This window comes from Nostoc sp. FACHB-190 (genome assembly GCF_014696905.1).
Classification (GTDB): domain Bacteria; phylum Cyanobacteriota; class Cyanobacteriia; order Cyanobacteriales; family Nostocaceae; genus Nostoc_B.
This window is the reverse complement of the sequence record NZ_JACJQW010000003.1, coordinates 142,131-164,900: the sequence shown is the minus strand read 5'-3', so window position 1 is coordinate 164,900 and position 22,770 is coordinate 142,131. Positions and strand designations below refer to the sequence as shown.

Here is a 22,770-nt window from a genome sequence, read left to right as displayed (position 1 = left end):
CACAAAAGTAAATTAGTCATGTCTGTTGTGGAAAAGTCTCAAAAAGTTGATCGCATTCTTGCCGTTGATGACACTAAAGATAACCTGATCTTAGTGCAGACAATTTTAGAAAGTGAAGGCTATCACATCGATTTAGCAACTGACGGTAAATCTGCTTTAGAATATGTCGAAAAATCTCCGCCAGACTTGATTTTGCTGGATGTGATGATGCCAGGGATGGATGGTTATGAAGTGACAGATCGCATTCGCAAGAACCCAGCAATTAAAGTTTATATTCCCATTCTGCTGATTACAGCCTTTCATGAATCTAGTGTAGTAGAGGGACTAGATGCAGGTGCAGATGATTTTATTCGCAAACCTTTTGATACAGATGAACTACTAGCAAGAGTGCGATCGCTTTTGCGACTCAAGCGCAGTTTAGACGAACAAGATAAGATGGCTCGTCAACGGGAAGACTTTGTATCGCGTCTTACCCATGACTTGCGTACTCCCTTGGTAGCCGCAGATCGAATGCTGGGGTTGTTTCTTGAAGAAACATTCTGCAAAATTTCGCCGGAAATGAAACAAGCCATCTCCGTGATGATTCGCAGCAACAAAAACTTAATGCAAATGGTCAATACCTTGCTAGAAGTGTCTCGTATGGATGCAGGGAAAAAGACCTTCAACGATGATGTTTGCAACTTACCCGAAATCATACAAGAAGTAGTCAGCGAATTAGCACCCCTGGCGAGTGAGAAAAATTTAAATGTCACAGTAGACAGCAGTGGTTTAGCCAACAATCCCACAAATCTCGGAGTGGTGATGGGTGATCCTTTAGAACTGCGCCGTGTGTTCAACAACCTCTTGGGTAACGCCATCAAATTTACCGATACAGGCAAAATTACAATTCGGATTTCCGAACAAGCAGACAACCCCCAAGGCAAAACCTGGGTAATCATCGCCGTGGAAGATACAGGTTATGGTATCGCCCCCGAAGACCAAGCAGGTATATTCGAGCGATTTCGTCAAGGGAGAAATAAACGCTCTGGTAGCGGTTTAGGGTTGCATCTTTCCTACAGAATTGCTGAAGCTCACGGTGGTGATATTACCGTTGCTTCGGAACTGGGTAAAGGCAGTGTGTTTACAGTGCGACTACCAAAAATCTAAGCAAAGTTCTGAGTTATGATTCAGACTTCAGCCTTGTTTTCCTACTCCCTAGCCTCTAGCCGCTCATCATTGGAACAAGGCTCTAATTTTCCCTTCAAAAGACGGCGAACCACACTTTCTAAATCTTCAATCAAAAATGGCTTGCTAATGTAGTCATCAAATCCCGCCTTGAGAATGCGTTCTTTGTCTTCTCTGGTGGCTAAAGCCGTTACTGCGAGTACGGGAATTTTATGAGTTAGGGGATTTTCCTTGAGATAATGTACAACTTCAATGCCACTGAAACTAGGTAACAAAATATCTAACATGATCAAGTCTGGCTGATACTCTTTAGCCACCAACAATGTTGAGGAACTGTCTGATTGACAGATAAATTGACAGCCAAGTGACTCAAGAGCATAACTAATCAGCAACAGATTATCATCATTATCTTCCACTGCCAAAATTAAAGGCTGCTGAGAGTGCTGCTGCTTGCTATCACTGATGAATGAATGTGCTAGATACATCTTTTCTCCAGAAAAATCAATGGGGATTTATCGTCTCTGGTGATTTTGCAGACGAGCCATCCCACAAGGGATAGGATGGAGGGACTTGAGAATTGCGTTCAGATTATTTTTTGCCAGTTGAGTTATGAGTACAGTCTATCTACAATCTTAAATTCAATGTCTCAAATTGACAGACTTTTATAGGTTGAGCAGACACTTTTTGATTATACGCAAAATTACATAATTTTTTGGCAAGAGCTTATCATAATTTGATATAAAAAAATTTAATTTAGGCTATGGTCTATGGTGAGGCGATCGCTATCACAATTAAAGATACAAACTTATAGGTATAAATGAGTAAGGAGTTAGGAGTAATGAATAATGAGTTAGTAGAAATACTCATTACTTATCAGGACTTACGCAAAATTATGAAAAAACGTAGACGCGTTCTTCGGCTACCCGCAGAGTAGGAAAAAAGTTATGAGATTTTGAGAGATTTCTTACGTAAGTCCTATACTCACTACTCATACCAATTCGCAATTCGCAGGCTCGCTAACGCTGCGCTAACGCAATTAAGAAATCTAGCTCAAGTAAGACTTTCCTGATTTATATCTGTCGCATTCTTATTTCAAATGGGTATCACTACTCACTACTCATTACTCACTCCACTTCGTCCCATAAAGTTTAAAGGGTGCAAAGGTTTTGAACACCCTTACACCCTTACACCCTGTGATACCCCTAAACTTAATATTGCGGCTGAGTCTCAGGCGTTGGCGGATTTTGATTATAAGCTTCTGCTTCCGGGTTCGGCACGGCTTCTGGGGTTGGCGCAGGATTTGTTTGCGGTGGCGGATTATTATTTGTCACAGCAACTTTGAATTTTGGCATTTTATATATTTTTGCCAAAGCTTCAATCAACGAAAAATCATAGACGCTCAGAGCTTTATCATCGTAACAATTAGGAGCATCGGGAGATTTAGTCATCATCTCCGGTACAAGACTTGTGAGTGCTTCGGGAACATTCTGAATGTTTTCTGTATATCTCATCTGCTCGGTTGTGATGTGTGCAAAACACAAAGCTCGAATCTTTAGAGCGTCCTTGTCAGAAATTTTCAGATAGTTCAACTCATCCAAATTAGACTTGTAAAGACCCGCTACAGCTTCAGTCCAATAACGCTGACGATATTCTTCATCCGAAGCTGCATTCTCTTTGGGAGATACGTGTAAATCTCTAACTGCGGCGATCAGTGCATCATTTGTGCGAGCTAATTGCGTCAAATTCAATAACTCTTTGTTGAGTTTTTCGGGAGTTTGCTCATTTTTAGCTAACAATTTGAAGATTTTCAGCAAAGCACGCTGGTTAAAAAGATGAGCTTGTCTGAAGTTTTCATCAGTGATTGAAGGTTGAATTCTAGAATCAGGTGGATTTTTGAGAAAGAAATCTACCATACTGAGCCGCGCATAGCGAGTCATACCTTCAATATTGTCCAGAGCCGCCGCTTTTTTATAATATTCTTTTGCTTTGACTAAATCTCCTAAATGTTCCGCAGAATCTCCTAAACCAATTTCTACTTTTGCTTTGTCTTCATCACTACTAATGAATTTTTTGGCCTGAAGAAAACTATCTTGAGCTTTCAGCCAATTAGTATTATGTAAATATCCTTGTCCTTGAGCAATATAAACTTTTCCCCAGGCGGGTAATGATGCAGCGACAGAACCTGTAATAGCCGTCATTCCCGCCGCGATCGCTAAGGCTGTGGGTGCTTGTTTGGTGGGGGGTAACTGTAAGTTAGTAAAGAGTTTTTCGAGGGTTTTTCGACCACCACTAGTCAAAGCTGCTGCGCCACCTGCACCTAAACCAATGACTTGCAATACCGCCGCCATGTTTTGTGATAAGTCGGCTTGTTGAGTTTCTTGTCCTTCAACCTTCTGGAAAAATACTTGGCTACTATAAGCTGTAAACGCTGCACCAATACCTAGACAAAGCACAGCCAAAGTATTGAGTAACCAGTCACGGCGTGTCCCTGGTTCTTCTTCCGAACCAACGATCGCAGGTTTGAGTTCCCACCACCAGCGATTTTGGCGTTTTAAGCTATCTTTCCATTGTTTGATTTGGTTATCTTTGTTGAAATCAAGACGATATTGTTTTAATTTGTTGTCTAAAGCAATGAGTTGTCTGGCTAGTTTTTCGGGGACGGGTTTATTGCGATAGGCTTGTTCTAAAGCTTCTTCTACTCCATCACGCGCCAAGAGCGTTTCTAAAAGTTGATCAGAAGAAGGTGGTTTACTAGTTGCAACGATTTCAACTGTTTTTTCGTAACGTGCGATCGCTTCATTCGGTAACGGAACAGAACGGGTAAAAGACCACCACCAACTCATTTCCGGTGGTTTCAGGTTGTTTTTCCATTCATCAACAATATCATCGTTAGCAAAAGACCAAGATTGCGCTTTTAACCGCTTGTCTAATTCAATGATTTTTTCGGTTAAATGACGTGGTGGTTGTTGTTGCTTATTCCAAGCTTTTTCCACTGCGTCCCGTGCTAGTAGTACTTCTAGAAGTTCTTCCGAAGTCGCTGTTGGTGGAGATTCCATCTCCTCTAAAGCTGCTGCGTAACGTTGGATAGCTTGTGCTGGTAGTGGTTCTGTATCGCTGAGTTCCCACCACCAAGTATTAGGTGTAGTTTTACTTAAGCTGATTTTCCAGTACTCTAATTTACCATCTTTAGTAATTACATCGGCGAGCGATCGCAAACTTTCATCTAAATCAATGACAATTTTAGCGATATGCTCTGGTAAAGGTTGATTATCACGGGAAGTTTCAATTGCGTCCCGTGCTAGTAATACTTCTAAAATTTGTTCTTGAGTCGGATGGGGAAGCGACGCTGACAATGCAGAGATAGCTTGTTGATAGCGTTTTGCCACTTGGATTGGTGACATCGCTAACGGATATTTTAAATGCCACCACCACATATTCGGCGGTGCATTTAAGCTATCTTTCCATTGTGCTAATTCATCATCTTCACTCAGCACTTTGGCTTGTGCTTTCAGGCGCTCATCTAAACTTAATAACCTCGCGTAACTACTACCAGTGGGGTTTTGATCAATTTGCCTTTTCTTCTCTACCCCATCACGCGCTACTAATACAGTCACTTTTTGGTCAAATGTTGCTTGTAAAGGCGCTTCTTCTAATGCAATTAAAGCTTCCTCATAAACATCAAGTGCTATATCTAATTGCGATTTTGCTGATACTGAAGGTTGTCCATTTGTATGAACCATTATTTGGATATTCCTTGACTAAGCTATATTTGTATGAGCGATTTTTATGTTTTTATATACTCTGCATTTCTTCTACTTCATCACAAGCATCCGTCTTCAAAACATCACAAATATTAGTGCCACCGCAACGATGACACTAATATCTATATTTGCCACAGTAAATGCTTTACCTTTTATTTTTTATTGTGCTGCCAAAATCAGAATAAAGGTACATCACCTCTCAAGTTATTCGTTAAAAATCCTAGTTATTTAGCAGCCTTGGTTCATTAACGCATACCAAGTGTTAGGGCCGACAACACCATCAGCCACTAGACCATTAGACATTTGAAATTGTCGGACAGCATTTTCTGTCATCGGGCCAAATGAACCATCAGCCGCTATCGAATAACCTAACGCTTGTAAAGTTTGCTGAACCATATATACATCTGCGGTTTCACAGCCTTGTTGCAAAAAATAACCTGGATAAGACATTTTCTCTCCTATGCTTAAAATGCGCTTTTTTTGACAAGTATTTATGACTAATGATGTTATTTACATCCCTGTTACAGAGATAGTAAAATACTTGATTAATCACAAACTTTGACTGATGACAAATTCCAAATCTCACCACCAAATCCTATCAAGCTAACTCGATATAAATTTGAAATTGTGAATTAATTGGGAATTTCATTTTTGAGAAATTAAGTATATTTTTGTTCGCCAATCAGCGAATGTCATCAGTTAAACTACGCAAGAAATGTATGGCGTAACATATTGCAATTTATTAAGCTAGTGGCTGGTTTTTCAACTTACACAAAACTAACTTAGCGATCAGAATAGAAAAAACTCGGTTAAAAAACTTAAGATGGATAAATTTTTGGCATCAGCCCCACAATGAATGGGTTTTTAGCTTTGCTAGTATTCTAAAATGACCAAATGCCTTGTTAATTTATAGCTTTCGAGAGGATACACCATGACTATTTGGGTAAATGAGCAAATTGATCCATCGGGTATGATCTATGCCTGCATTGCTTGTTGTAATGAGTCTCAAGCCAAAGATTGTCATGAGTCGTTTGAAAAAAATTTGACAGAGCAACAAAAAACAGATGGTTGGATAGCTAGATTACGGATAGTTGATTCTTGGGATGAAGTACCAGTTAATGCTTTAAAGCTCAATTGAGGCGAGAGGTTAGAGGTTAGGAGCTAGAGGCTAGTGAGAATCACGGCTGACGCAGAAAGTCTGCTTGTTGAGACAGGGGGTAAGGGTTTTGCTCATTTATACACTTATACCCCTACATCCCTGAACCATCTTTAAATCTCATCTGGATTAATGCCCAACTCCCGCAACCTTTGTGCTAGTCTCTCAGCACGTTCCTTTTCTTGCTGCACTAACTCCTCTGGTGTAGGTAATCTCTGTCCAACTTCGTCATACCAATATAACCACTCGCGCGTCCTTCCCAGATAAGTACCGCGTTCTCTGCCAAGTGCTAAATTAATTTCTGGCATCCACACCCGTGAACCTGGTTGTAAGATGTATTCACTATTTTCTAAACGATAAACTTCTAAAGGTTCTCGTTTACGCCGATATCTCCGGTTGGGGACGTAAATTGCATAATATAAAATGCCTAACTTCGCGTAGTCGATTTTTTTCTTTTCGTATTCGCCGCCGTAGGTTTGTGAAACAACTTCTAAGGCAAAAATAGGAACAATACCATCTTCTTCCCAGAGAACATAGCTTAAACGTCCCTCTTCACCAATAAAACGTTCTACACCTATGCTGAGAAACCCATCAGGTACTAATTGCGGAGTGTCGGGTGCATAATAAATCCCCATATCAACGCCGAAAAACCAATCGGTGCGTTGACTCCAGACTAAAGCTAAAATAGCTTCTAGTAAATTGGGAATCAGGTTTTGTAGTTCGTTATCCACTGGCGTATCATCAGAGTCGGGTAATTCTGCCGAGGACGGAAGGCAGCTGAGGGGGTTGTACTGTACCATGAAAATCCTCAGTTAAATTAGGTGATTATATTTTAAGGTTAAAATAATCAAGCCTTTGAGAATACCTCACTTTCACCCGAATTTCTCACGTATGGGTAGCGGGTGTGGGGAGAGAGGGGAGTGTGGGGAGTGTGGGGGGAAAGATTTCTTCACTATCCTCCCACCCTTCCCACACCCCTGTATTTCTCACAAGAGAGAAATCCAGGTCTCAGCAGTCGCGTTTTGCCTGTCACAGATAACATTTATATATGAATGCTACACAAGAACAATTAAAAGTTAAATTTGAGCAGGCGATGGTTGCTGCTTTTGGTGATGAATACGCCACCGTTGACCCAATTTTAGTACCTGCGGGGAATCCGAAATTTGGTGATTATCAAGCGAATGTGGCTTTATCCCTGAGTAAAAAATTAGGACAGCAACCAAGAGCGATCGCTGCTGCTATAGTTGACAAGTTAGATGTTGCCCAAATCTGCGAATCACCAGAAATTGCTGGCCCCGGTTTTATTAACCTCAGACTTAAAACCGCTTACCTAGAAGCACAACTCAAAGCAATTCACGCCGACTCCCGGTTAGGTGTTCCCCCAGCGAAAACGCCACAGCGAGAAATTGTTGATTTTTCCAGTCCGAACATTGCCAAAGAAATGCACGTCGGACATTTGCGTTCCACCATTATTGGTGATTCTATCGCCCGGATTTTGGAATTTCGCGGACATGATGTTTTGCGGTTAAATCATGTGGGTGATTGGGGTACACAATTCGGAATGCTCATCACTTACCTGCGAGAAGTTTACCCCCAAGCGTTAACCACCGCCAACGCCTTAGATATCGGCGATTTAGTCAGCTTTTATCGCCAAGCAAAACAGCGTTTTGATGCTGATGAAACCTTCCAAGAAGCAGCACGCCAAGAAGTCGTGAGATTACAAGCAGGCGCAGAAGATACAATTCATGCGTGGAAACTGCTGTGTGAACAATCCCGCAAAGAATTTCAGGTTATTTATGACTTGCTGGATATCCATATCAATGAACGCGGCGAATCTTTTTACAACCCCTTATTACCCAAAATTGTGGAAGATTTAGCCGACTCTGGCTTACTTGTAGAAGATCAAGGCGCAAAAGTTGTTTTCTTAGAAGGCTATACCAACAGAGAAGGTGAACCGTTACCATTAATTGTGCAGAAATCCGATGGTGGTTATAACTACGCCACCACAGATTTAGCTGCATTGCGCTACCGCATTCAACAAGATGCAGCCAAACGCATCATTTATGTAACCGATGCGGGACAAAGTAATCACTTTGCTCAATTTTTCCAAGTTGCACGCAAAGCTGGTTGGATTCCTGATGATGTCGAACTAGTGCATGTTCCCTTTGGTTTGGTGTTAGGGGAAGATGGCAAAAAATTCAAAACCCGTTCTGGAGATACTGTCCGGTTACGAGATTTGCTCGATGAAGCAATTATCCGCGCTCGTGCTGACTTAGAAAAGAGATTACAAGCAGATGAGCGTACAGAAACAACAGAATTTATTGCTCATGTTGCCCAAATTATTGGTATTAGCGCCGTTAAGTATGCTGACTTGAGCCAAAACCGCACCAGTAATTACATCTTCAGCTATGACAAAATGCTGGATCTCAAAGGCAATACAGCCCCTTATATGCTTTACGCCTACGCTCGAATTCAAGGTATTAGCCGCAAGGGTGGAATTAACTTTGAAGAATTAGGTGATCAAGCACAACTTGTATTAGAGCATGAAACTGAATTTGCTCTTGCCAAGTATTTACTGCAATTGGGCGAAGTGATTAGTACTGTGGAACAAGACTTGTTACCAAATCGTTTATGTGAATATCTATACGAATTGAGTAAAAAGTTTAATGTGTTCTACGATCGCAATCATGGAGTTAGGGTATTAGACGCAGAAGAACCACAGCGCACATCCCGTTTAGTATTGTGTGATTTAACCGCCAGAACCTTAAAACTCGGATTATCGCTGTTGGGAATTCAAGTCTTAGAGAGAATGTAGGTTACAAAGGAAGTGTTGAGTAGGAAAGAACAACGAATGACTAAGGACAAGTGACAAATAACTACCTTGACTAGTCGGTGTTTTTCTTAGCAACTTGCTTTCCTTCACCTAATTTTCAAGATGCAATGTGTGAGCCTACTGTATCATGAAAAAGATTAAGCGGTGGCAATGAGGTGGAGGCTGTTCAATTTCGGGTGGCATATATCTGCTCATTCAGGATTTAGGACTCAAAACGCAGAACATCTATGTTAGCAGGCAAAATTTTGCAGGGTGGAAAATATACCCTCACCCAAGAAATCGGACATGGTGGCTTTGGTATTACCTTTAAAGCTACACATCACTACTTAGGTCAAGATGTAGTGGTGAAAACTATTAACGAACGCTTGCGGCAACATCCAGATTTTGCCAAGTTCGAGCGCCAATTCCAAGATGAAGCTAGAAGACTAGCTACTTGTATCCATCCCAATATTGTGCGGGTAAGTGACTTTTTTATTGAAGATGGTCTACCCTACATGGTGATGGAATACATTCCTGGGGAAACTTTGGGCAATGCTTTTGTCCTACCAGGGATACCCTTACCGGAAGCAACAGCTATTCACTACATCCGCCAAATTGGTGCAGCCCTACAAGTAGTCCACAATAATGGTTTGCTCCACCGCGACATCAAACCAGATAATATTATTCTCCGCCAAGGCACTCAAGAAGTCATATTAATTGATTTTGGGATTTCACGAGAATTTAATGGTGGTGTCAAACAAACTCACACCGGCATAGTTTCCGAAGGCTACGCACCCATTGAACAATACTTGACACAAGCGCCGCGCACACCAGCTACAGATGTTTATGGTTTGGCAGCAACCTTGTATGCTTTGTTAACAGCACAGGTTCCCATGCCAGCATTATTGCGCGATCGCGAAAAAATGGCATCTCCCAAAGAATTACAACCCCATCTGAGTGCCGCCGTCAATCAAGCTGTGATGCGCGGTATGGCGGTTGATTCTCGCTTCCGTCCCTCAACCGTGGCTGAATGGTTACAACTACTACCGGGTAGTGAGAGCAAGAATATTACCCAAAGCGTTGCCACTAATACAGTCGCCACCGTTGATTTATCAATGCAGCCAGGACGAGGAGTTTTTGGCAAGAAACACAAGGAATATCGGACAAAAAACCCGATGGCAGCCTTGACTAAAACACTCGCAGGGTCTAAAGCCTTAGTTGGTGTAGGTGTGGCTTTATTTGCCGCGAGTGCGGGTTTTGGCATCACTAATTTATTGTCCTCCCATAACAAGCCAAATTCATCCGCCACACCCCTGTTTACTAACCCAGTCACACAATCAAAGGGAAATAATTCTGATTCCAAGGGTTCACAGTCAACGGCGGAAGCAAATAATACTAATAAAAATACCCAAACAACCACTGCAACCGAATCAGCGTATATTTCCAAACGCCGCCGACAAAACCGCCCAGCACCTACACCACAAGCCACAACCAACAGCAACCCAACCTCAGAAAATACTGCCGCCACCAACTCCGAAACTTCGTCTCAGCAAAATCCCGAACAAGCATCTGTTACACCGAATACCTTACCGACACCATCATTAGTAGATAAACTGAGAGCCTATCGTTCTAATCGAGAAGTTAATCGGGAAAGTGCAACCAAGCGATCGCCAAATAATACCCCACCTGCCACCACCAATCAAACTACACCCAATCCATCAGGCAAGCGATCGAATCCTGTGGTGATACCAGTACCACCACCTACCACAGAATCAAAAAGCCCAGATTCTTCGGCTGTAGTTGTCCCAACTGTAGAAAATAAGCAAAATTCTGCTCCTGACAGCCCATCCCCAAAAGATGAAAAGTCAACAACAGAAAGTAACACTAGTAACTAAGTACCAGTTGTGAACACAAGGATTTGACTCAGCACTCAGCACTTTCAACTCAGCACTCTAAGGGTTTAAGGTAAAAACGCTATCATCTGGTGACGGTGTAGGGGCAGGGATAACAAAGGGTAATATCTGGGGGGGTTCAGATGTAGTCGCAGCGTTAGATGGTTGCAACTGTCCAAAACGAATGAAAACACCAATTCCCAAGCCAAAACAAAAGCAAAAACTAATAAAACCAAAAGAAAGTAATTGCATCAATTTTTGGTTGGCCATAATGCACTCCTCAAAAGATGGTATTAGTTTACTGCAACAAAACCGGAACTTGGCAAGGATGTAAGGGCAAAATCAAGTCAAAAGTAAAAAGTTCAAAGTCAAAAATTCTCTGATTTTTGACTTCCGCATAGGGGTGTTCAAGACCCTTCCCTTTTACCCCTTCACCGTTCGGCTGAAGCTCACGGCGAAGCCCTCAAACCCCTTCACCCAATCTCCACAGACAATCTTGGAGCGTAAGTAGTTTACTATGGACAATGAATAATTGACCATTGACCATTGACTTATGACAAATCAAACTCCGATTCCGGTGATTATTAACGGTGCTGCTGGCAAAATGGGTCGTGAGGTAGTCAAAGCAGTCGCCCAAGCACCTGATTTAACTCTGATGGGTGCAATTGACCGTAACCCCGAACTTCAAGGTAAAGATGCTGGGGAACTTGCTGGTTTAAGTGAACCTTTAGAAGTACCAATTACTGACCAATTAGAACCGATGTTAGGGTACGTGGCGGGTGAGCGACAGCTACCACCAGGAGTCATAGTAGACTTTACCCACCCTGATTCAGTTTATGACAATGTACGTAGTGCGATCGCCTATGGCATTCGTCCGGTTGTCGGAACTACAGGCTTAAGTCCCGAACAAATTCAAAATTTAGCCGACTTCGCCGAAAAAGCCAGTACTGGCTGCTTGATTATTCCTAATTTCTCCATTGGGATGGTGTTACTCCAACAAGCCGCCGTCACCGCATCACAATATTTTGACCATGTAGAAATTATCGAATTGCATCACAACCAAAAAGCTGATGCACCCAGTGGTACAGCAATTCAAACTGCTCAGTTACTAGCAGAAATCGGTAAAACTTTTAACCCAGCAATTGTCCATGAAACCGAGAAAATACCGGGAGCCAGAGGCAGCCTAGCCGATGAAGGAATTAGAATTCATAGCGTACGCTTGCCAGGATTAATTGCCCATCAAGAAGTAATTTTTGGTGCTGCTGGTCAAATTTATACCTTACGCCATGATACAAGCGATCGCGCCTGCTATATGCCTGGAGTGTTACTGGCAATTCGCAAAGTCTCACAGTTAAAGTCGTTAGTGTATGGTTTAGAAAAGATACTTTAAAAGAAGAATTCAGAATGCAGAATCCAGAATATTCTGACTCCTGAATTCTGACTCCTTGTTAAACACTAGCACTCAACACCCAGCACCCATGCTTGTTCCACTGACTCGCCAGAAATTTGAACAAATTATCCCCCTCATTGCTACTGGTCAGCAGTACAAGTACTACTGGGGGAAATTTTCTAATTTTCTACAGCGACTATTAGTTTCGGTAGTTTCTGTAGTTGTGGTTTTACTAGTGAAAGCCCTGTTTGGCCTGGATTTTGGCCCCCTCCTATTTTTCTTGGGGGTTATTGGGGCGATGTTTTGGCTGTGGTACCCAGTGTTCCAAGCCAGTATTCGGAATGCCAAATGTCGTCGTTATAAGTACAGTGGCTTTTTCCGGGGACGCATATTAGATTGGTGGATTACAGATAGATTGATGGGTAAACAAGAAACTGTCAACAGCAAAGGCGAATTGGTAATTGTTGAAAACCGGGAGAAACGAATAAATCTAGAGGTAGGTGACGATACAGGGTTTAGCGTTGAGTTAGATGCACCTCTGCGGCCTTATCATAAAGCGATCGCCCGTGGTCAAATAGCGGAAATGATTGTTATGTCCAACCGTGCCGATTTAGGCACCATTGAAGATTTCAGCGATGTTTACATTCCCAGCCGCGACATCTGGGTTAACGATTATCCCTATCTCCGCCGAGACTTCTTTTCAGAAGCCAGCCGCCGCATCCGCGAAGACCAACAAGATAGACCACGGCGAAGGCGGCGGAAAACAGAGTGAAGTATGAAGTATGAAATTTAATATTTCTCCTTCTGCCTCCTGCCTTCTCCTAACTTCCCCGACTCGCATTCTGTCCGTAAGCTTGCCAAGCTAAATCTACCAATCCATCAACAACAGCAGCAGCAACAACGGCATTTCCTTTACGACTTTCAATAGTAATATAGGGAACTAGAGAATCTTGCAGGCGGCTTTTATCAGTATCTACATCAATAAATCCGACTGGAGTCGCAATAATTAAAGCTGGGCGAATTTCTTCCGCTTCAATTAAATCTATTAGTGCTGTTAGTGCTGTTTGTGCCTGACCAACTACAAAAATGCCCTCTGGATAACGTTTGGCGAGAGTTTCAATTCCCCATGCTGCCAGTGTTTTTTCCTTTTGCGGACGTGTGACAGTTTCCATGCTGCAATAGACTGGGTTAGCAAACGTGCTTTGGATGTCGGAAGCAATACCTACTTGTACCATTGGGACATCTACTACGATTGTGGTGCGTGCTGCTAATGCTGCTGCACCAGCTTGTAAAGCATGTTCCGAAAACCGAATTAAAGATTTATATTCAAAGTCAGCAGTGGCGTATATCACCCGCCTCACAATTTCATACTCTGCGGGTGAAAAGACATGATCGCCAATTTCACTGTCGATGATTGCTAAACTTTGAGCATCAGTTACGTGCCATTCCATCACTATTCAGCGCCGATATACCAGCTTTCAGCTTATCAGCTAAGAGTGAATGCTGAGTCAAAATCAACAGGACTTCCACACTAGGTTATCATTTCAGGCTGGTGTAAGGGTGTAGGTGTTCTAAACCCTTACACCCTTTGTGATAACTACCAACAATCACAACTCCGCACTCGAAGAAGGACGGCTGAACACAGGGGATAGGTAAGCCACTAAAGCACCAATGAAAAAGCCAGAAATATTTCGCACTAGGGGTAGCCAATCACTAGTGCGCGTTACGACTGGCCCAATACCGAAGGCGATAAACAAAATCCCCCATAATGGCGAGAAAATTAATGCCCATTGCCAAGCAACAATTTGTTTATCATTGCGGGGTTGGGCGGCAAATCCACAAATTATCCCACCAATGACTGAGGTCACTAAGGTAAGAATCCACTGTTCTCTGGGTAGCCCAGGTACAACGTTACAACCGCCTTTGAGTAAGCAGCCTTTAACTGAGTCGAGGGCTTGTAAAATTGCTTGGTCTTCGCCTTGTTCTCGCACAAAGTACAAGTTACCAAAACGAGTTTGTAATTCTATCCAAAATGTCCGGGGTAAAAGCTCATAAACGTCATCGCCCACACTAAAGCTGAGAATGTTACCGCCACGAGAATCTGCAACTAGCAGGATACTTTTATCATCTAAACCCCAATAATTGATCACTGCTCGACCAGGGGTGCGATCGTACTGAGTTAATACGCGCAGTTTCCAGCCAGTATCGGTTTCAAATTGCTTGATATCTGAAACTAGCTTGTCTTCTTGAATGTCAGTAAGCGTTTTCGCTAAGTCAATAACCGGAGTTTGGAAGTTAGGTAATAAATCAGGATTGTCATAAGCCAGTGCTGCGGAAGGATTTGTTAACCAAATTGACCCAGCCACCAAAAATATGCCAATAGATACTAAAATTCGTCGCCAAAAACAAGACTGCATGGATTCTCTTATACAAATATCAACACTAAAAGTGAACAAGTTGTTTTAAAAAGTAGGAGAGAAAAGTGATACTTCTTTACACTTGTTTACTTTACTCTAATATTAGGGTCGAGGAAAAGTGGGAAGTCAGGGGTGGGGAGTAGGGAGTGGGGAGTGGGGAGTAGGAAATGGGCAGGGGTGCAGGGTGCAGGGGGAAAAAGAAAAATACTATTAGAGCGATGCACTGAGCCTGTCGAAGCGTGGTCACTGAGCCTGTCGAAGTGTCGAAACCCGGTAATCTCCAGTTAGATTTAATTTAGTCCTTCTACTCATAGACCATGATAGCGATCGCTATTTTTTGCTTCAGTATTTTGGAATGCGAAAATTCAAATTCCTACTTACTCGGTAAACAAAGGTCTTGCTCGTTGGGTTGACTGCAACTTGGCTTCTAAGGTGTTCCAATCTTCTTGTTCAATCAAGTTAATAACTTCATTAATGTTGTGGCGATATTGTTGTAATGAACTCAACAAGGCTTGACGATTATATTTTGCCATCATCACTCCCAACTCAGGGTTTCCACCACCGACTCGGCTAGTATCGCGGAACCCAGAACTAGCTAAATTTTGCGCTAATTGTAAAACTGCGGGGTCAGTTTCAGCCATACAAGCAGTAATTAAAGCCGCACTCACCATTACAGGTAAATGGGAAATCCAACTAACAGCGCGGTCATGTTGGGCTGGTTGACAGTGGTAAATTTTTGCGCCCAGCGATCGCACAATCTCCTCTAAAATAGCGATCGCATCTTGGGGTGTATGGGTATCTGGTGTGAGTACGTAAGGTCTATCGACAAATAAATTTTTTTGCGCCGCCTCTATGCCACTATCAGCCGTTCCCGCCATTGGATGACCGCCCACAAACCGTTCCCACATCGGTGAAATTGCCTCGACTATAGGTGCTTTCACCGAACCCACATCAGTAATAATCGTAGCGGGAGAAAGATGTGTAATTAACTGCTCAACTTGGGGAACAATAAGGGCGATAGGCGTACAAATAAAAATTACGTCTGCGGCTGCTAACAAACTCATTTCCACAGATGCCTCATCCACACTGCCAAGGGCTACAGCTGTTTGACAGGTAGATTCCCGGCGACTGACCCCCAAGAGATGATGACCTTGCGATCGCAAATCATAACCCAAAGAACCGCCTATCAATCCCAAACCCAAAATACCAATATTCATAAATTTAGACAGTTTATTTTTATGTACATTTTAGGGGCTAAGGATTGAGAAGAAGCAAGGGAGACAAGGAGCAGGGGACAAGGGGAAAATTTTCTCCCCTCTGCTCCCTACTCCCTGCCCCATTTCCTACTCCCCACTCCCCACTCCCTATTCCCTTAACTTTGTATGGGTAGCATCAATGACTGTAGAGGAATTACTCGAACAATACGCAGCAGGGGTTACAGATTTTAGCGGAGTCGAACTTGGCGAAGCGAACCTGAGTGGTGTCAAACTCAATGGTATCAACCTGAGTCATGCTAATTTGAGTGTCGTTAATCTCAGTGGGGCAAATCTCAGCGAGGCTAATTTGAGCCATGCTAAGTTGAATGTCGCCCGACTGAGTGGCGTGAATTTCGTGGGTACAATCATGAATCACGCTAGTTTGAATGTGGCAAACTTGATTCGTTCTGACCTCAGCCGCGCTCAATTGCGTGGTGCTTCTTTAGTACGTGCGGAGTTAATTCGGGCAGACCTGAGTCGCGCTGACTTATTTGAAGCTAATCTCAGTAATGCTGACTTACGTGAAGCCACCCTACGTAAAGCCAATCTTCGCCGCGCTAACTTGCATGAAACAATCTTAAAAGGTTGTACCTTAGCTGGTGCGAACTTAGAAATGGCGAACTTAAACGCCGCCGACTTACACCGTAGCGACCTCAGTGGTGCTAACTTACGTGATGCAGAATTGAAACAGGCAAATCTCACCCATGCTAACCTCAGTGGGGCTGATTTAAGTGGCGCAAACCTGCGTTGGGCTGATTTGAGTGGCGCAAACCTCAGTTGGGCTGATTTAAGCGGTGCAAAATTGAGTGGTGCGACCTTGATGGGGGCAAACTTGAGCAATGCTAATTTAACCAATACAAGTTTTGTCCATGCCAACTTAACAGAGGCGACATTAATTAAAGCCGAATGGGTTGGTGCTGATTTAACAGGCGCAACCTTAACTGGGGCAAAACTGCATTCTGCGTCTCGGTTTGGGTTAAAAACAGAAGGAATGATTTGTGAATGGGTTGATCTTAGTCCAAAAGGCGATCGCTCGATCATCCAAAAATTTGAAGCCGACGACCCACGGGAATTTTTTAACGAAACCCCCCCAACCATTAGAATTATCGTCGATGCAGCCTTAGAACCAGAAGCGAACTTTGCCCTTGCGGGTGCTTATTTCCACATTGCTCAAGAATATCGCATCATCAAACAACCCCCCAGCATGGAAATTGGCCGTCGCCGGACTGTATTCACATTTCGAGTAGACAGCGATGAAGCTTTATTACCTACAGCCTGTTTGGCAATTCTTCCCTTTAGAGATGCGACTAATACCCACAAAAGCATTTATCAAGTGGTAGAGATTCTGAATAAAAAAGATGTACCTGACTTAGACATCAAAATCTCCCATCGGGTGAAGACACTGACCACACTCATCGAAGAAGCTATTAGTCAGGCGCAAACCATTCGGCAAATGAAAAAAAATCTGGAACTAGCAGCAAAATTAAATTTCTTTCGAGCGCCTACGCAAACAATCTTAACTAATACCAGTGCCCAAACCCTGACAGTATATGATAACCCCTACTTTGGGAAAAAATTTATTCATACCTCGCAACTTGATGCCGCATTTTTAGCAGATAAATCCTCTGATACTGCCACAATTGCATCACTTTCGTTAAATATAGTTGTAGATTTTCTCAAAAGCTTTCACTATATCAATGAATAAAGAAAAACTCAAACGAATTTTTGGAGGTAGCAAATGCGTGATACCTTTAACAAAATGGTTGGTCGGACTCGCTATGTAGTCTCTCGGTTATTTATTCACTTGGGTGGGTCAGATGTTGCGCCAATTTTAGGTGTATTAAATCGTGGTGCGAGAGATGCGATCGATTCTGAAGGCGATATGCAGGTTTTAGGAGAATCATTAGTCGAACTGAGCGAAACCCTTCTGCGCTACGATCAAGATTGGATGTCTGCTGCCAACGAAGGCGACGTATTTTGGAGTGAAGGCGAAGCAGGTGATTATGTCAACGAGTTATTTACTGACTCGGCCGAAAGGTACGGTGCTGATATTGATTGGGATTCTCCTTCTGGGTTTGATGAACCTTTATCTATTCCCGTGACACGCAATGTTGTGGTGATGATTACCGTCGCTTTGGAAGGTGAAGTACCAGAGTTAGAAACCGACCTATCGAATATTCGCGCACTCAAAGAAGGGTTAAAAGCCCTGATTAATCTGCACTACAAACACAAATTCAGAGCCATTCAAGTACATTTTTCGCCAGCACAGCTAGGCGATGAACTGAGCAACGATGAATTGTTGCAATATTACCCAGAATTGATACCTTTGTAAGTTGTTGGGTTGTCCGCACACCAACCATTTTAAGAAGTTGTTAAGCTCGGAGATAAGACAATACTGCAATGATCATGACCATATTACGTAAATTTACAGTTGTTGTTTTAGCCTTGAGTTTGTGTATAACAACTGTTGCCTGTGGCGGTGGAGAGCAAACTACTCCTACAGGCCGGAATGTTAGCCAAACTTCTACTGCCACCAAATTAACTGATGGTCAGTATCAAGTACAACAGGCTACCTATGACGATGGAACGGGAGAATATACACTGTTTTTACTAAACAGCACACCTCCCACCTTTACAACCGAAAACTTGCAAATGGCCAGGCTGACTGATGACGAAATTAAAGCAGGTAAAAAATCTTACCTGAAAGTAGAAAAAGGCCAGCCAGCTTTATACCTGACAGAAGACTTCAAAATTGAGTACGTCCACAACGTAACTCAAACCCAAACTAACCCCCAAACAGGAAGACAAGAAACGGTTGTCGTTCGACAAGAAAACAGTTTTTGGTCGCCCTTTGCTGGTTCTCTGGCTGGGAGTATAGCAGGTCAAGCAATTGGTAGTCTGTTATTTAGACCCCAATATTATGTACCCCCTGTTTATCAACCAGGCGGATTAACTGGTTTTGGTGGTTATGGTTCTAGCTACGACCAAGCAGTTAGCAGTTACCGCAGCCGCTATAATGCACCACCCGCAGCAGTAAGAAATCGTACAGCTTTCCGTACTACAGGCAATATTAGAAACACCTATCCCAGTGGTTCTAACGTCCGCAGCACAACCCCAACAAGAACTACAAATCGTCCTAGTGGTTCTGGTTATGGCGCTAGTGAACTGCAACCATCAGGCAAATCGAGTACTACTAGACGTAATTCCGGTAGTAGTTTTGGTAGTGGTGGCCGGAGTCGGACTCCCAGCCGTAGCGGTGGTTTTGGTAGTAGACGACGTTAATTAATTGAATTAATTTTAAATTTGTGTAGGTTGGATTTTTGCTGGCTTTTTGTAGGGTACTGAGTAAAATCCAATCTACGCATTTTTTAGCTGATTTTTTCAGTTGAATTACAAATTCAAAATTTATACCAACCCAGATTGAAAAATTTGATTTGGAGTCAGATGTAATTCAGGAAAAGTTTGGGAGATAATGGCATCGCTATCTCTAAACTTACTAATCTGATATTCTCCATCAACTAAATTACAAACAGAGATTGTCGGTTGTTTGGGATTACCAATAAAATTACGTCCACCCAACGGCTGGTGTTGCTGTGGAACATTGGGAAGGAGAGGTTAACCGACATGAATGATTTGTGTTACCCTAGTAGAGTTGTCTAAATTCCGCACATCCAGGAGTTCGGGTGTTTTCTTTTGGGAAAATACACCTGGGTGGAGGTTTAACCCGAATAGGAGTTAAGAATATATGCCAGTCGTTTCATTGGCTCAAATGATGGAGTCAGGGGTTCACTTTGGGCATCAAACCCGTCGCTGGAACCCAAAAATGTCCCCGTACATTTACACTGCCCGCAATGGTGTACATATCATCGACTTGGTGCAAACAGCCCAGTTGATGGATAACGCGTACAACTATATGAGAACCCAAGCGGAGCAAGGTAAGAAATTCTTGTTTGTTGGTACGAAGCGTCAAGCAGCAGGAATTATTGCTCAAGAAGCATCTCGTTGTGGCGCTCACTATATTAACCAGCGTTGGTTGGGTGGAATGCTCACCAACTGGTCAACTATTAAAACACGGGTAGAAAGGCTGAAAGATTTAGAACGCCGGGAAGAAAACGGTGCTTTAGATTTGTTGCCGAAAAAAGAAGCTTCGATGCTGCGTCGGGAAATGGCGAAGCTACAAAAATACCTGGGTGGGATTAAAACCATGCGGAAAGTCCCTGATGTGGTGATCATTGTAGACCAACGCCGGGAATATAACGCAGTTCAAGAATGTCAAAAACTGTCAATTCCCATTGTGTCTATGTTGGATACCAACTGCGACCCAGATGTAGTTGATATTCCTATCCCAGCAAATGATGATGCTATTAGATCCATTAAGCTGATAGTTGGCAAGTTGGCAGATGCAATTTATGAAGGTCGTCATGGCCAACTGGATGTAGAAGAAGAATACGACGATTACGAAGGCGCTGAGGAAGATTACGATTACGACGAAAGTGATTACTCAGACTCGTTAATTCCTGACGACGAAGACGAAGAAGAATAAAGTATGAAGGATAAAGTATGAAGTATGAAATTTTATTTTTCATACTTCATACTTCTCACTTCAGACTTCAGAGTGTCTTCACTTTCTGAGTAAGATAGAAATACTCAACGCCCGTAAGCGATAAAAACTCTAGGTCAAGTTAGGAATTGAGGCAACATGGCGGACATATCTGCAAAACTCGTCCAAGAGCTACGCCAAAAAACTGGTGCCGGCATGATGGACTGCAAGAAGGCGCTAAAAGAAAATGACGGCGACATCGAACAAGCGATAGATTGGCTACGTAAAAAAGGTATCACTTCTGCGGGCACAAAAAGCGATCGCATTGCAGCTGAAGGTCTAGTAGACACCTACATTCAAGCTGATGGCAAAGTAGGTGTACTAATAGAAGTTAACTGCCAAACAGATTTCGTGGCTCGCAATGAAGCTTTTAAATCTTTGGTTAAGAGCCTAGCACAGCAAGCCGCCACTGCTGAAAGTGTTGAGTCTTTACTGGCTCAACCTTACATTGGAGATAAGAGCGTAACTGTAGATGAATTCATCAAGCAAACCATTGCTACACTCGGTGAAAATATCCAAGTACGTCGTTTTGTCAACTTTACAGTAGCAGGCGGTAAAACCGGAGTAGTAGATAGCTATATTCACACTGGCGGTCGTGTTGGTGTATTAGTTGAGCTAGAATCTGCCTCTGAGTCGGCTGCGGGTAACGAAGAATTCAAAGGGTTGGCACGGAACGTTGCTATGCAAGTTGCAGCTTGTCCCAACGTTGAGTATGTCAGCGTAGACCAAATCCCAGCCGAAGTTGTCCAAAAAGAAAAGGACATCGAAATGGGCAAGGATGATTTGGCAAACAAACCAGAGAGCATCCGAGAAAAGATTGTTCAAGGACGAATTGAAAAACGTCTTAAAGAAATAGCTTTGCTCGATCAGCCTTATATCCGCGACCAAAGTATTTCTGTTGAAGAATTGGTCAAGCAAGTCAAGGCTAAAGTCGGTGCAGAAGTAACAGTTAGCCGCTTTGTGCGCTACATCCTCGGCGAAGGTATTGAAAAACAAGAAACTAACTTTGCTGATGAAGTTGCAGCTCAAATCGGGGCGAAGTAATTTGGTTTTTAGTCATTAGTTATTGGTCATTGGTCATTAGTTATGAACAAATGACCAATAACTTTTTTAAGACAGGTCAGTTTTACACTAAGCTGACCTGTATTTTATTATTAGAAGATAGCTGGGTACATTTGTACCATAATAATCGTAATACCAATTTAGAAAATGATTGATAGAAGCTAGATAAGTAAGTCGGTGGAAATAAACCAAACTATATTACGAAGCGTAAATAGCCTGGAAACACTTACAAATGACCAACGACAAATCACAAATGACAGCCCTCACTAGTTATCTTTAATTCCACCGACCTGCTTACATACAGCAATTCTCAATCCAAAATCTCAAATCTCAAATCTCAAATCTAAAATTGGATGATGGGCAATTAAAAAAAGATATGGCGAGAGCAATTGAGCGAATTGAACGGGATTTGGCGATGCTGGAAGAAGCGATACGTGCGATCGCAGCAGAACTCCAAAGTGCTTATACTGTTTATCTCACCCTCTTAGGTGAAGCTGTGCGGAAGCAGTTGATTCTGGCAAGTTACCATCTGTGTACTCAGGGGTATCCCGAAAACTTTTTAAAGTTGTCGTTGAATCAACGTCAAAAATTGCAACAAGCCATCCGCCAACTCGGAAAACAGCTATCTGAAGAATTAATCACCTATATGAATGGTGAAATAGTTACAGAAGAGGAAAATGAGGGAAACGAGACAGAAGAAGAGGCGGTGACGGAGAACCCAAAACTCAATCCTCCTGATTCTTCTAACCCTGTAGAAATAGCCAAATGGCAAAATCACTTGGAAGAATTAACACAACAGGCGCTCAAAAAAGTTTCTCATGATACAAATGTGTTGTTGCAACAAGCTGATATTCTGCCCAAAAAAGTCCCAGAACCAATTTTAGAAGCCGCCGCCGCCGCCTCAGAAGCAGCCGCCGAAGTGATGCCAGGGCCGCCAAATCTCCTCAACTTGGTCATTGAAATTGACAACGAGCAAGACGAGGAAGAATCGAGTTTGACACAGATTATGACAATTAATCTGCGACTGGGAGAAATTGAATTTGCCGACGCAACCCTAGCATCTAGCCGCAAACAAATTCGGAATATATTAGTACAACTCCAAAAACTCGGCCGAGAATATCAAAAGAAGCAACGGGAACGTTCAATTGCTGAAGCCGAAGCAGCTTGGCGCTCAAGTTGGTATGAGGATTAGTGATTTGTCATGTGTTCTTCGTCATTTGTCAATTTGTATAAATATTAATGACCAATGACTATAGGACT

At 42.7% G+C, this 22,770-nt stretch carries 20 protein-coding genes and 1 pseudogene; 12 read left to right on the top strand and 9 right to left on the bottom strand.

Features of this window, described 5'->3' with window-relative positions; all coding sequences use genetic code 11:
* The first annotated feature begins 18 nt into the window (after nt 1-18).
* Nucleotides 19-1,146, top strand: coding sequence for an ATP-binding response regulator (locus H6G28_RS05365; protein WP_190669446.1), 1,128 nt, complete (start codon nt 19-21; stop codon nt 1,144-1,146).
* Between the two features lie 41 nt (nt 1,147-1,187).
* Here the strand turns inward: H6G28_RS05365 and H6G28_RS05360 are convergent, their stop codons facing one another.
* The 3 genes from H6G28_RS05360 to H6G28_RS37290 form a co-directional block, all read right to left on the bottom strand.
* On the bottom strand, nt 1,188-1,649 hold the full coding sequence (locus H6G28_RS05360; RefSeq protein ID WP_190669444.1) for a response regulator: 462 nt from the start codon (nt 1,647-1,649) through the stop codon (nt 1,188-1,190).
* A 723-nt stretch (nt 1,650-2,372) separates the two neighbouring features.
* Nucleotides 2,373-4,904 (bottom strand): hypothetical protein, encoded by a 2,532-nt coding sequence (locus tag H6G28_RS05355; protein WP_190669442.1) that lies wholly within the window; start codon nt 4,902-4,904, stop codon nt 2,373-2,375.
* A 249-nt stretch (nt 4,905-5,153) separates the two neighbouring features.
* Nucleotides 5,154-5,375, bottom strand: a complete 222-nt coding sequence (locus H6G28_RS37290) for a peptidoglycan-binding domain-containing protein (RefSeq protein WP_190669440.1) — start codon at nt 5,373-5,375, stop codon at nt 5,154-5,156.
* Between the two features lie 481 nt (nt 5,376-5,856).
* On the opposite strand from H6G28_RS37290, the gene H6G28_RS05345 reads away from it, so the two are divergent.
* On the top strand, nt 5,857-6,063 hold the full coding sequence (locus H6G28_RS05345; RefSeq protein ID WP_190589610.1) for a glycogen debranching protein: 207 nt from the start codon (nt 5,857-5,859) through the stop codon (nt 6,061-6,063).
* Nucleotides 6,064-6,194: 131 nt separating this feature from the next.
* On the opposite strand, the gene H6G28_RS05340 is transcribed toward H6G28_RS05345, so the two are convergent.
* Complete coding sequence (locus tag H6G28_RS05340) at nt 6,195-6,881, bottom strand: Uma2 family endonuclease (protein WP_190669438.1); 687 nt, start codon at nt 6,879-6,881, stop codon at nt 6,195-6,197.
* Nucleotides 6,882-7,129: 248 nt separating this feature from the next.
* Between H6G28_RS05340 and argS the strand changes: the two genes are divergently transcribed.
* Both argS and H6G28_RS05330 read left to right on the top strand, forming a co-directional pair.
* Nucleotides 7,130-8,896: an arginine--tRNA ligase gene (gene argS / locus H6G28_RS05335; RefSeq protein ID WP_190669436.1), complete on the top strand. Its 1,767-nt coding sequence runs from the start codon at nt 7,130-7,132 to the stop codon at nt 8,894-8,896.
* Nucleotides 8,897-9,141: 245 nt separating this feature from the next.
* Nucleotides 9,142-10,788 (top strand): serine/threonine protein kinase, encoded by a 1,647-nt coding sequence (locus H6G28_RS05330; RefSeq protein WP_190669434.1) that lies wholly within the window; start codon nt 9,142-9,144, stop codon nt 10,786-10,788.
* A gap of 57 nt (nt 10,789-10,845) precedes the next feature.
* Here H6G28_RS05330 and H6G28_RS05325 read toward each other — a convergent pair whose 3' ends face one another.
* Nucleotides 10,846-11,055: a capsule biosynthesis protein gene (locus H6G28_RS05325; protein WP_190589614.1), complete on the bottom strand. Its 210-nt coding sequence runs from the start codon at nt 11,053-11,055 to the stop codon at nt 10,846-10,848.
* A 283-nt stretch (nt 11,056-11,338) separates the two neighbouring features.
* Here H6G28_RS05325 and dapB point away from each other — a divergent pair, with 283 nt between their 5' ends.
* Complete coding sequence (gene dapB / locus H6G28_RS05320) at nt 11,339-12,175, top strand: 4-hydroxy-tetrahydrodipicolinate reductase (RefSeq protein WP_190669432.1); 837 nt, start codon at nt 11,339-11,341, stop codon at nt 12,173-12,175.
* Nucleotides 12,176-12,263: 88 nt separating this feature from the next.
* Nucleotides 12,264-12,947: a DUF8619 family protein gene (locus H6G28_RS05315; RefSeq protein ID WP_190589616.1), complete on the top strand. Its 684-nt coding sequence runs from the start codon at nt 12,264-12,266 to the stop codon at nt 12,945-12,947.
* A gap of 49 nt (nt 12,948-12,996) precedes the next feature.
* Here H6G28_RS05315 and H6G28_RS05310 read toward each other — a convergent pair whose 3' ends face one another.
* The 3 genes from H6G28_RS05310 to H6G28_RS05300 form a co-directional block, all read right to left on the bottom strand.
* The gene (locus H6G28_RS05310) at nt 12,997-13,626 is read right to left on the bottom strand and encodes a precorrin-8X methylmutase (protein WP_190589617.1); all 630 of its coding nucleotides are present in this window, start codon (nt 13,624-13,626) and stop codon (nt 12,997-12,999) included.
* Between the two features lie 156 nt (nt 13,627-13,782).
* On the bottom strand, nt 13,783-14,592 hold the full coding sequence (locus H6G28_RS05305; RefSeq protein ID WP_190669430.1) for a TPM domain-containing protein: 810 nt from the start codon (nt 14,590-14,592) through the stop codon (nt 13,783-13,785).
* Between the two features lie 377 nt (nt 14,593-14,969).
* Complete coding sequence (locus H6G28_RS05300; protein WP_190669428.1) at nt 14,970-15,809, bottom strand: prephenate/arogenate dehydrogenase; 840 nt, start codon at nt 15,807-15,809, stop codon at nt 14,970-14,972.
* Between the two features lie 178 nt (nt 15,810-15,987).
* Between H6G28_RS05300 and H6G28_RS05295 the strand changes: the two genes are divergently transcribed.
* The 3 genes from H6G28_RS05295 to H6G28_RS05285 all read left to right on the top strand — a co-directional run bounded on the left by H6G28_RS05295 (nt 15,988) and on the right by H6G28_RS05285 (nt 19,130).
* A complete protein-coding gene (locus tag H6G28_RS05295) occupies nt 15,988-17,553 on the top strand; it encodes a pentapeptide repeat-containing protein (protein WP_190669426.1) in 1,566 nt (521 codons plus the stop codon).
* 33 nt (nt 17,554-17,586) lie between these two features.
* On the top strand, nt 17,587-18,180 hold the full coding sequence (locus H6G28_RS05290) for a DUF1517 domain-containing protein (RefSeq protein ID WP_190669424.1): 594 nt from the start codon (nt 17,587-17,589) through the stop codon (nt 18,178-18,180).
* 68 nt (nt 18,181-18,248) lie between these two features.
* Entirely contained in the window at nt 18,249-19,130 is an 882-nt protein-coding gene (locus tag H6G28_RS05285) for a hypothetical protein (RefSeq protein ID WP_190669422.1), read from the top strand.
* Between the two features lie 123 nt (nt 19,131-19,253).
* Here the strand turns inward: H6G28_RS05285 and H6G28_RS05280 are convergent.
* Nucleotides 19,254-19,427 (bottom strand): annotated as a pseudogene (locus H6G28_RS05280) (Uma2 family endonuclease); the annotation flags it as partial.
* Nucleotides 19,428-19,593: 166 nt separating this feature from the next.
* Here H6G28_RS05280 and rpsB point away from each other — a divergent pair.
* From rpsB to H6G28_RS05265, 3 genes are all read left to right on the top strand, one after another.
* Nucleotides 19,594-20,391, top strand: coding sequence for a 30S ribosomal protein S2 (rpsB, locus tag H6G28_RS05275; RefSeq protein ID WP_190589623.1), 798 nt, complete (start codon nt 19,594-19,596; stop codon nt 20,389-20,391).
* Between the two features lie 156 nt (nt 20,392-20,547).
* Nucleotides 20,548-21,492 carry a translation elongation factor Ts gene (gene tsf, locus H6G28_RS05270; RefSeq protein WP_190589624.1) on the top strand — a complete coding sequence of 315 codons (945 nt, stop codon included), beginning with the start codon at nt 20,548-20,550 and terminating at the stop codon, nt 21,490-21,492.
* A 394-nt stretch (nt 21,493-21,886) separates the two neighbouring features.
* Nucleotides 21,887-22,702 (top strand): hypothetical protein, encoded by an 816-nt coding sequence (locus tag H6G28_RS05265; RefSeq protein WP_190589625.1) that lies wholly within the window; start codon nt 21,887-21,889, stop codon nt 22,700-22,702.
* Nucleotides 22,703-22,770: the final 68 nt, after the last annotated feature.